The following is a 10754-nucleotide window of genomic DNA, read 5'->3' as shown; positions in this document are numbered from 1 at the left end:
CACTTCACAGAAGATTCGCGTGATATCCAAGTGCGATACGATACTGTTCATATTGCTGAGGCTTTTAGTTTGTCAAACCTAGTCTCAGCTTTTCTTTTGCTTTTGTCTACTCTGTCGAACTGACGTTAAATAATGTAGTAGGGGTTTGGTTTCCAAACCCGCTTTCACTATCTTATTGAAATAGCTTCTCTAAACAGAAGTTAGTATATCTATTGCCATTCTTGTTAGGACATAAAACCCAAATAGTGTAAGGCGGCGCTTCGCGCCGCCTTACACTATTTGGGTTTTGATTTGTCCTGATACAGGTGAATATAGCTATATATTTGGAACCCATTCTGTAGTAATAATGTCTACAAAAGTAGATTGATCTAGAAGGCTTTACCTTATGTGGAAACCCCGATCGCTTAAACCTTTAATCCACGCTTTACCGATCGCAATTTTGTCCTTACCCTTAATTATTCCGTCAGTTAACTCAGAGGCGATCGCCCAAGCTACTTTTGGGCGCACTGGACAAGACGGCGATCGCGGACGAGACGGACGTAATGGTCGAGATGGTCAAGACATCAAAATTCTTGGTAATGGTAAACCTGCGGCTTTTGATCTCTCAGGCACAATCGGGGAAGATGCTGAAGATGGGACATCAGGGCGATCGGCTAGCAGTTGTGAACAACCCTATCGTCCTGAATATTCCCTTATAGGTGCTTCGGGTGGACGTGGAGGTGATGGTGGTAATGGTGGGCGTGGCGGCAATGGTGGTAACGCTACGATCTTTTACAATGATAGCGCTTGGCTCAAACAGCTAGAAATCCGCAATGCAGGTGGTAAAGGCGGTCGTAATGGACGCGGCGCTGTCGGAGGGAAGGGCTGTGAATGTCAAGAATCAGAATGGCGGATCAGATATTGCACTTGGGAAATTGATCGCCGACCTTTTAACGAGGCTAAAGCTCCATGGCAGTCACATACTAAAGAAACTCGGCTATGTAATCGGTCAGGCGATGACTTTGATTTTAGTCGCCCATCTGCACGAGTTTCGGAGTATCGTCGTGATGATTGGCTTTATCGCCGCACCTATAAAGGAGTTTCGAGAACAAATTCTTATACTTGTCAGAGGGGACGCAATGGAGAGCCTAGCAATAATGGACGCAATGGTGAGACAGGTAATTATGGAAAAGTTACCCTTGTACCGCGCTTAGATATTCCTGCGGAGGTCACTAGCGATCGCACAACTCTAGCAACTGCGATCGGGAAAAAAGTTGGCTTAGTCAAAAATATTTGGGTCGAGAGAAGTGGTTTATCGCGCTTACTGCATCCTAGCTCCGACGTTTCCGATCGATACACCTATCTAAAAGATACGGCTCGATTATTTTATCGATTTGATTGGACTGCCAAAGAAACGCCAACAGCTTTGGGTGTTGATCGTGTGGAAATTGGTGCAACAGTAAATGTCCGTAATGAGAATGCTGAACTTGAATATCAATTACCAGGGACATTGGAATATCAAGTTATTCCTGAAAACAATCTGCAAGTGGTAAAGATTACAGGTGGATTCAATCCCGATCGCGTCAGTTCATTCCAATTACAAACAATCTCAGGTGTTGGTACTGACAATCAATTAATTCTTAGCGATCGCGGTAATGTGCGAGAACTGCTCAAGGATACGCAAATCGAGGTGCAATGCTTCAGCAAGCAATCGGCAACGGGTGTAGTCGCTAGCGATTATGTCAAGCGGCGTACTGTTACCTTTAAGATTCCGCCGAAATTACAACCTAGTGAGGGGGCGATCGTTAATGGCAATATTTACACTTTGCCTGTTGGTCGTTATTGTGCTCCTTGGCTAAAAGCTGATTACAACGCAGCCTATGGAATTGTAATTAATCAAACCACCAAGAGCGGCGCAAAATATAATCAAAGTATCGATAGGCCTTTTGTGGTTGGGAAAAACTAACAATACCCAAAAGATGAGTGGCGGCGCTTTGCGCCGCCACTCATCTTTTGGGTTTCTAGGCAAAACTTACATTGCTATAGCGATCGCCAATCTAGTGAGGGGTAGGCGAAAAATGGTAAGAATCGCTTAGCGATTCTTACCATTTTTCTCTTTCGTCGAATTGCATAAAATTAGAGTGGACGCAAAGCGCCCACTCTATGGTTAAACAAAGGGACGCTTCAAGCCACCTTTGTTGATCAATTATTTGTCAGGATCATTGCGGGGGCGGATTTGTTCAGCTTCAGGGCAATCATCAGAAACAGGGATATCGTTGGATGACATTCCTGTTTTGGTAAATGAAGATAATCTTTGAGTAACAGCGCCAATACTCTCTAATCTGACCATTTCTTCCCAAGAGCAAACCTCGTCTTCATCCTCAGTTTCGTAACGAATCGTTACCACGTCACCTTCAATATCCAATATCTTGGCTCTTTCTAGCCAACGTCCCTGATCCCTCAGGTAAATCCAAACATCGCTCTTGGCTTCACAAAGTTGGTATATTTTGCGATGTAGCATTCGCTTATGTCCTCAGGGTTACATAATTTTTAAGGTTAGAGCATACCTCAACAAGGTAAAAAAACTAACCATTATCATTGTAAACGACTACACAGGTATTTGAAATTTTTTAAACTTTAGTTATGAATAAAAAATTAGCGCAGCTCTTTGAACTGAATAACCACACGACGGTTAAACGCTTGATCGGTTGCTGTAATATCTTTACGCAAAGGTTGTAACCAAGATAATGCCTCGAAAGTAACTTTGTAGTTACCATCTAAGCCGCGATCGCGTAGTAAATTCACGACTTCATTGGCTCTTGCTTGTGAGAGGTCAAGATTATAGTCATAATCCCCCATTTTGTCGGCATGACCACTAACTTGGATGATTCCGCGTTTTCTTTGGATTTTTGACCAGAAATCATCAATTTTAGCTTCTTCACTAGATACGAGTTGCGACTCATCAGAAGCAAAGAAAACTACTACTTCTACGTCTGGATTTGTAATTGGCAAAATTGAACTATTAATACTGCTAATGCTGCGATCGCCAGTCTTATTCTGGGTTATAGAATTTGAATCATTTTTAAGCCCATTTTTGGGGATATTTTTTACATTATTATTTAAATTACCAGAACTAACATTTTTAGAAGAATTATCGATAGTGGTTTTCTCAGAATTATTGCTAGAACTATCTCCAGTTATTTTTTTAGGAATATCACCATCTACTTTGCCAGAATTAGTTAGAGAATTATTCTCAATATTGCTAGTATTGCCAATATTATTCCTAGGTGCGTTAGATGATTTGTCTAGTGGTTTGACGGAATTATTACTAGATAGATTGTCAGTCTTACCATTCAGCTTATTACGATCTTTACTAGTTGCTGGATTAGTTGCTGTTGTTGGATTGGTTGCTTTATTAGAATTCTGAGTACCAGATTTGGGAGCGCTAGCGCTAGATAGCATATTGTTAGACTTGTTTGCGAAATCTGGCTTTGGCTCAAGCACTGATTCTTTAATCACCTTTGGCACAGCTTGATTTTGCAATTTACTATCATCCGATCGCTGAATTAAAATACCAAAGGCGATCGCTATCCCAATAAAAGCTGCTCCAATCAACAAACCCGCCAATATTTTCCATAGGCTGCTCGGAGCCGCGATCTGATTATTGGCAATTTCCTGCTCTCGATCGACTAGTGCCGCCGCTTGTTCATTTTCCTGAGCTTTAATCTCAAAATCGAAAAGCTGTTTCTTCACAAAAGGAGCGATCGCCATCGCCGTTCCGACAACTACCGCTTGGCGAATGCGTTGATTGCCCACCTCTAGCTCAAACCATTGCGAATCATCGCGCATGACGAAATCCACTTTGGCAGGTAAACCCTTAGGATAGGATTTGACACAATTTCCTTGATCGTCATAAATTGATCCACGATCAGCAATAACTTGGTTTTCATTGACCACTTCCGCAAAAATTTGCGAGAGACTAGTCATTTCACTAGCAATTTTATAATCCCAAATATCGATATCTAGCCCAGTATCAAAATCATCTAACTCTTGTAACTGATAGCGATCGACATCATTCCCAATCCCAATCAAGATCAACTTTAAATAGTTTCTTTTCCCAACTGCAATTTCTAACGCTAGTTCCTTGGTATAGTTCTTGACCTGTTCTAAATCATCAATCCTGCCATCGGTCAAGAATACATAAAGCCCCTGCTGAGCTTGGCTATATTGATTTACAAAATAGGCGATCGCAGGTAATAGCTTTGTGGTCTTACCCAGCTTAAAAGTTGCGGGCCCAGCGATCGCTAATTGCTGACAACTCGCATGATCAAACTCGCCTAACACTTGAATTTCATTGCCTTCACCACAACCCCAATAAATAAGCGAAGTCTTTCCAGTTCCATCCAAACTACCTGCCAAATAAGCCGTAAAATCTTGAACCAATGGCTGCAAGATATTTTCTGTATAGTTAATCTCATAACCACGTTCTTGGATCTCTGCAAACGCTTCCCGCTTAATCTTGCGAATCGGTTCTCCATCCTCTAAATAAGAACGCAATCTACCCTGCTTAATATAGTCAACCAACAGTTCAGGATCGACACGCGCTTCCACCTTACGCCCATAGGCGCGTTTCATCGAGGCACTAGCATCCAGAGCCAGTCCAGTTCGCCAACCTTCAGCAAATTTCCCCTGCGGCTCCATCGCGATCGAGAATTCCACTCGACATTCGGCAGATCCAGAAGTTGTCTCTGGGATATGTCGCCAAACGTTCACTTCACCAAACTCGGCGGCTACCAAATTAGCTGGCATTTGCCAGCTTTTTGATTCAGTCCTTAATTCGTTCTTGTCTTTATTATCGATTTTACTTTTGATTTCACCATTGTCTGCACGTTCTAATTCAATAGGCTCGGAATTATTTTCATGTAGCATGGCATTCTATTTCTCTTGCTTTGATTTTTAATTATCTAGATAACCCTAGCCTTCTCTTACAAAGGGGTTACCATTTACACACAAGCTATTAGCTACAGCGTGAGTTACTAACGATCCCCCTCAATCCCCCTTAAAAAGGGGGAAGAAGAAAATTCTCCCCCCTTTTTAAGGGGGGCTGGGGGGGGGGCTAAACCCTCAAACGTAGACAGAGAGGCTTGTGTGTACACGATAGCTTATAAAGCGGGGGGATTTTCTCCCCCCCTTTATAAGGGGGGCTGGGGGGGATCTTTGGTAGCTCACGATATCGTGGATAATTTGTGTGTACAAGTTTTCTAGTCTTCCCCCTTTGCAAGGGGAAATTAAAGGTGGTAATTCATACGAAATCTACAACATCTTTCCATTGTTCAGATTCTGTAATCAGAGGAGCCTCTAGCTCCAGAGGCAGAGCTTCTGTAATGTCTTGCGTCACGTTTCCACCTGAAAACTCTAGGGTGAAAGCTGTAGAACCCGCAGGTAACTTGAAACGCATCAATGCAGGTACACCGAAGTTATATTCTTCGCAAACCTCTCCTGCCTGATTAAGAATTCTTCCATAATGCGTAACTATCGTTTCCGCAGAGACAAATTCTTTGAAAATCTGTTCCAAAATCTGAATGTCATCTGCAACTTGATAATCCCAGAGATCAATTTCCCGACCTGCGGCATCTTTGACAAAGCTTCCTTCAAACATATTATCTAGTTCTTCCAGTTGCTTCTCGTCAATCTCGTTGCCAACACCAATCAATAAGAGCTTGATAAACGGTTTCGTTTGATCGGCAATTTCTAGCGCATATTTAAAACAGTATTCCTTGACATCTTCCAGATCTTCGATAATGCCATCGGTGATAATCAGACAGATCGCCGCAGGTTGCTTTACCCCGATCGCTGGTGCATCTTTATATTTGTTAATGAAATATTGTAAAGGCGGTAATAGTTTCGTTCCTGTTCCCCAAGGAATTTTGGGACCTTTAATCGCAATTTGCTCGATCTCTTCACCACTAAAGCTACCCAGATCTTCGATCAGTTGACCTGCTGCACCACAAGCCCAGTTGAGCAAGTCAACTTTACCCGTCGCGGCAAAATTGGCAAGATACTTGACCATCACCCTTGCTACTGGCTCAACGACGTTGTTCGTAACGGCGGCACTAGCAAAAAAGCTACTGACAACACCACTGATGCCATACATTTTTTTCATCGAGGCTGAACCATCTAAGGCTAAGCCAACTCTTGCGCCTTCAATGTCTGGAACCATCAGAATAGTTGCAACGATGTCAATATCTCCGTTGTTTTGGGGATAAACATTGACTTCACCAAAGGGTTGAACGACACTTTTTAACTGCATACTCGGACTCTCTGATATTTCACATCAAAATAGTAACGTAGTTTAACTCAATCAAGTTACAGCTAAAATAGTTACTAGTAAATCTTCAGGAGTTACAAATCTCATGACTCAGCTAGTTGCCAGAAAATCCTTATACGATTCTGATTATTTGCTTTGGACTCAAGAGACTATAGCAAAGTTAAAGGCTAGAGACTTTGAGAATGTGGATTTGGATAATTTGATCGAGGAGATTGAGAGTTTGGGTAAATCTGAGAGAAAGGAGATAAAAAGCCGACTGACAGTTCTGTTAGAGCATTTACTCAAAAGGATGTATGTTGACATGCCTGACTGCTTTAGCGGTTGGGAAAATACAATCAGCACGCAGCGCAATGATATTGAACTAACGCTAATGGACTCACCTAGCCTAAAAGCTTTGTGGGATGAGTCTTTTGATATTGCTTTTAAGTTGGCACTGCGATCGGTTCGCAAAAATTATAAGGCTTATCAGTTTCCTGATACTTGGCAGTTTAGCCGCGATATTGACACAATGCTAAATGTTGATTTTTGGGAAGAGTAGATATTTACATATTTTCAGGCTTATTTAGACCGTTTAAACCAACAGCCTCTTAAGGTTATTGTCAGTCCTAGCGATCCTGATTTCGACCAAAAAGTACAAGCTGCTATTCGTCAAAAATTGGCATCCAAAACTAAAGTTATTTAGATACTTCCTTCTCACCAAAGAAATATAAATATAAAACCAAGAATTAGACGTTGCGCCGCAACGTCTAATTCTTCACTGGGAAGTGAGTATTCTCAAAAGTCAAAATATAGAAATTGCTAATATTTGAGATCTTTTAGGGGCAAAGCATTCCCGCCAATATTTACAAATTCTCAGATCCCCATGATTTGGGAATGCTTTGCCCAAGCTTCCTAACGGAGGGAAAACGTAATGCGGGGACAATTTGTTGCAAATGGATAAAGAGGGTTGAGCATTTGCGGATTGTGATTTCTGTGATGAGTTTAGGAATGGTGGCGCAAATGCTCAACCCCTACGCCAGAGATCATTTCGGTTAGGGATTTTGTTGTTTGGTTTGCCTGTGCAGGTGATGGTGTGTGAGATCTGCGGCATATCCTGACAGACAAATAGTCCAACAGCTTGTTGGACAAATCTCGTGGGGGTATAACATTAAGATTCTCGATCTAATTAAGTAGGTCAGCAAAAGAAACCTGTAAATGCCCAGATCCCCGACTTTTTCTAGGCAAGCAAAGACAATTTGCAAATTCACAAAAAAAGTCGGAGATCTTAATCTTTGCTTTTTAAGTTTTCTTATGCCTAGCTACTTAAAAGTACTGAAGAGAGCCTCTGATATACACAGATCGCCCCAAGACCAACCAACTATTGGCATAATTCTTTGTAAATCGAAGGATAAAACAATTGTTGAATTTGCGCTGCAAGAGATGAAGAAACCGATGGGAGTTTCTACTTATCAGTTACCCAAGCATTTACAAGAGAATTTACCAACTATAGAGCAATTGGAAGCAGAGTTAGAAACTTTAGTTAGGATTGATGATGATTAAGAAGATAAATAATGTATATCACCAAACATCAATTTTCAGGTAAAGTTGAAAAAGATAAAATATTGATTTTTTCCTTTTTCCTTTCTACTTTTTCCTTCAAAGAGCTATGCGTAAGTTTTTGGGTTTGGTTGGGTTAGGGATTTTGTTGGTTGGGTTGCCTGTGCAGGTGATGGTGAGTGAGGTTGGCTGGGCGCAGGTGGCGACAGATCGCAGGGCTGAAGCGCTTAAGTTAAATCAACTAGGTACACAGCAATATCGCAAAGGTCAACTAAAAGAAGCCTTAGCAACATTTCTGCAAGTTCTTACTATTACTAGAGAAATTAAAGATCGTTCTGCTGAAAGAGCAGCCCTCAACAATATTGGTGCGGTTTATCAAAAACTCGGACAATATCCAAAAGCCCTAGAGTATTTCCAACAAGCACTGGCGATCTTAAAAGCAGTTGGAGATCGCGCTGGTGAAGGAAGCTCCCTCAACAATATTGGTACGGTTTATCAAAAACTCGGACAATATCCAAAAGCCCTAGAGTATTTCCAACAAGCACTGGCGATCAGAAAAGCAGTTGGCGATCGCGCTGGTGAAGGAAGAAACCTCAACAATATAGGCGGGGTTTATCGACAAATTGGACAATATCGAAACGCTCTAGAGTATTACCAACAATCACTGGCAATCAGAAAAGCAGTTGGCGATCGCGTTGGTGAAGGAACAACTCTCAACAATATTGGTGCGGTTTATCAAAGACTCGGACAATATGCAAAAGCCCTAGAGTATTTCCAACAAGCACTGGTGATTAGAAAAGCAGTTGGTGATCGCTCTGGTGAAGGAACAACTCTCAACAATATTGGCTTGGTTTATAAAAGCCTAGGACAATATGCAAAAGCCCTAGAGTATTACCAACAAGCACTGATGATCGTAAAAGCAGTTGGTGATCGCGCTGGCGAAGGAGGAACCCTTAACAATTTCGGCTTGGTTTATATCAGCCTCGGACAATATGCAAAATCCCTAGAGTATTTCCAACAAGCACTGGTGATCATCAAAGAAGTTGGTGATCGCGCTGATAAAGGCGCAACCCTTAGCAATATCGGTGGGATTTACTATAGCCTTGGGCAATATCCAAAAGCCCTAGAGTATTATCAACAAGCACTGGCGATTAGTAAAGTAGTTGGAGATCGAGCTATTGAAGGAACAACTCTCAACAATATCGGCTTGGTTTATGATAGCCTCGAACAATATCCAAAAGCCCTAGAGTATTTCCAACAAGCACTGGCGATTAGTAAAGTAGTTGGAGATCGAGCTATTGAAGGAACAACCCTCAACAATATTGGCGCGGTTTATCGAGATCTCGGACAATATCCCAAAGCCCTAGAGTATTACCAACAAGCACTTGCGATCAGTAAAGTAGTTGGCGACCGCTCTGTTAAAGGAATAACTCTCAACAATATTGGCTTTGCCGTGGATGCTCAATCACAAACAGAGATGGCAATTCTTTTCTTCAAAGAATCTGTTCAAGTGCAAGAATCAATCCGTAAAGACTTAAAAAAACTTAGCCATGAAGAACAGCAATCTTTTACCCGCACTGTGGCTCATACCTATCGCATCCTCGCCGATCGCCTACTCAAACAAGGACGAGTCACCGAAGCATTACAAGTCCTCGACCTCCTCAAAATCCAAGAACTCGAAGACTATCTCAAAAATATTAAAGGTAATGACATCACCGCCCAAGGTGTCCGACTTTTAGAACCAGAAAAAGCAATCAGCAGTCAGCTATCGAACCTCAATACAGAAAAGATTCCTGAACTAAATCGTCAACTTGCCAGTCAACTTAAACATCTTCCCAAATCCGAAATCAATAAAGTTCCTGCATACCTACAAAATATCCCCAAAGGAGCCGTTTTAATCTACCCCCTGATACTTGATGACCGACTCGAACTGATTGTCTTTTCTAGTGGTTCAATTCCCGCTAACTATACCATTCCTATCAAAAAAGAAGATCTCGAAACCCTGATCATTGACTTTCGTGCTGACCTGATAAATTGGCAATCTGAAGATGCAATGGATTCTAGTAAAAAGATCTATGACCTACTAGTTAAACCCATTGAAGCCGAACTCAAACAAGCCAACGCTGACACGATCCTCTATGCGCCTGACAGCTTTTTACGATATGTTCCCATCGCTGCACTCTACGACGGCAAACAATATTTAGTCGAGAAATACCGCGTCAACAACTTAATTGCCTATAGCCTATTTGACAGCAACTACAACTCACTCACCAACCTCCGTATCTATGCAGGCGCATTTGGAGGCAAAGCAGGAGAAAGAAAATTTGGACAAACTGCCCTTCCTGCCTCGATCCCTGAAGTTGAGTATATTAATGCCACTTTCCCCAACACCAACAAATACATCGAGCAGAACTTCACCGCCAAAACCACCAAAGAGAAAGTAGCTGGAAATACGGTTGTTCATTTCGCTACCCATGCCGAATTTAGCTCGCAAAGCCCACTGGATTCCTATGTACTATTTGGCGATGGCAGCAAAATCACCCTCGCAGAGATTAACGAATTACCGCTAAAAGATACCGCACTAGTAGTCCTAAGTGCTTGTCAAACAGGAATTGGCAAAACCTTAGGCTCAGGTGCAGAAATTTTAGGCTTTGGCTACCAAGTCCAACTCGCAGGAGCAAAAGCCTCGATCGCATCCCTCTGGTCAGTAGAAGATGGCGGCACACAGCTATTGATGCAAGACTTTTATAAAAACTTGCAAAAAGGCAATATCGCCCCATCCACAGCGTTGAGAGAAGCCCAATTAAGTATGATTCGTAAACCAATCAAACAAGGCGAAATAAATTACAACCATCCTTATTTTTGGTCAGCTTTTGTCGTCATTGGCAATGGGTTGTAGCTGACGTTACGT

General features: G+C 42.0%; 8 protein-coding genes. 5 read left to right on the top strand and 3 right to left on the bottom strand.

Translation table 11 applies throughout. The features are described 5' to 3' along the window. Window positions 1–385: 385 nt before the first annotated feature. The gene (locus VB775_RS14860; RefSeq protein WP_281006514.1) at window positions 386–1945 is read left to right on the top strand and encodes a hypothetical protein; all 1560 of its coding nucleotides are present in this window, start codon (window positions 386–388) and stop codon (window positions 1943–1945) included. A gap of 240 nt (window positions 1946–2185) precedes the next feature. Here VB775_RS14860 and VB775_RS14855 read toward each other — a convergent pair whose 3' ends face one another. The 3 genes from VB775_RS14855 to VB775_RS14845 all read right to left on the bottom strand — a co-directional run bounded on the left by VB775_RS14855 (window position 2186) and on the right by VB775_RS14845 (window position 6289). Further along, window positions 2186–2500, bottom strand: a complete 315-nt coding sequence (locus VB775_RS14855) for a DUF6679 family protein (RefSeq protein ID WP_281006515.1) — start codon at window positions 2498–2500, stop codon at window positions 2186–2188. Window positions 2501–2634: 134 nt separating this feature from the next. After that, on the bottom strand, window positions 2635–4908 hold the full coding sequence (locus VB775_RS14850) for an OmpA family protein (protein WP_281006516.1): 2274 nt from the start codon (window positions 4906–4908) through the stop codon (window positions 2635–2637). 373 nt (window positions 4909–5281) lie between these two features. Next, entirely contained in the window at window positions 5282–6289 is a 1008-nt protein-coding gene (locus VB775_RS14845; protein ID WP_281006517.1) for a VWA domain-containing protein, read from the bottom strand. A 103-nt stretch (window positions 6290–6392) separates the two neighbouring features. Here VB775_RS14845 and VB775_RS14840 point away from each other — a divergent pair, with 103 nt between their 5' ends. The 4 genes from VB775_RS14840 (at window position 6393) to VB775_RS14830 (ending at window position 10742) form a co-directional block, all read left to right on the top strand. Beyond that, window positions 6393–6845: a DUF29 domain-containing protein gene (locus tag VB775_RS14840; RefSeq protein ID WP_281006518.1), complete on the top strand. Its 453-nt coding sequence runs from the start codon at window positions 6393–6395 to the stop codon at window positions 6843–6845. Next, entirely contained in the window at window positions 6846–6989 is a 144-nt protein-coding gene (locus tag VB775_RS26495) for a DUF6887 family protein (protein WP_407072998.1), read from the top strand. 512 nt (window positions 6990–7501) lie between these two features. Next, complete coding sequence (locus tag VB775_RS14835) at window positions 7502–7846, top strand: PDDEXK nuclease domain-containing protein (protein ID WP_407072938.1); 345 nt, start codon at window positions 7502–7504, stop codon at window positions 7844–7846. 106 nt (window positions 7847–7952) lie between these two features. Continuing rightward, on the top strand, window positions 7953–10742 hold the full coding sequence (locus tag VB775_RS14830) for a CHAT domain-containing protein (protein WP_281006520.1): 2790 nt from the start codon (window positions 7953–7955) through the stop codon (window positions 10740–10742). Window positions 10743–10754 lie beyond the last annotated feature (12 nt).

Origin of the sequence: Pseudanabaena sp. CCNP1317 (assembly GCF_034931345.1) — a bacterium.
Classification (GTDB): Bacteria; Cyanobacteriota; Cyanobacteriia; order Pseudanabaenales; family Pseudanabaenaceae; genus Pseudanabaena; species Pseudanabaena galeata.
Note: the sequence above shows the minus strand (reverse complement) of the source record. Positions and strands in the feature narration are given on the sequence as shown.

Coding starts and splice junctions, on each gene's coding strand:
- VB775_RS14860 (WP_281006514.1), top strand. CDS start 386: ATGTGGAAACCCCGATCGCTTAAACCTTTAATCCACGCTTTACCGATC.
- VB775_RS14855 (WP_281006515.1), bottom strand. CDS start 2,500: ATGCTACATCGCAAAATATACCAACTTTGTGAAGCCAAGAGCGATGTT.
- VB775_RS14850 (WP_281006516.1), bottom strand. CDS start 4,908: ATGCTACATGAAAATAATTCCGAGCCTATTGAATTAGAACGTGCAGAC.
- VB775_RS14845 (WP_281006517.1), bottom strand. CDS start 6,289: ATGCAGTTAAAAAGTGTCGTTCAACCCTTTGGTGAAGTCAATGTTTAT.
- VB775_RS14840 (WP_281006518.1), top strand. CDS start 6,393: ATGACTCAGCTAGTTGCCAGAAAATCCTTATACGATTCTGATTATTTG.
- VB775_RS14835 (WP_407072938.1), top strand. CDS start 7,502: ATGCCCAGATCCCCGACTTTTTCTAGGCAAGCAAAGACAATTTGCAAA.
- VB775_RS14830 (WP_281006520.1), top strand. CDS start 7,953: ATGCGTAAGTTTTTGGGTTTGGTTGGGTTAGGGATTTTGTTGGTTGGG.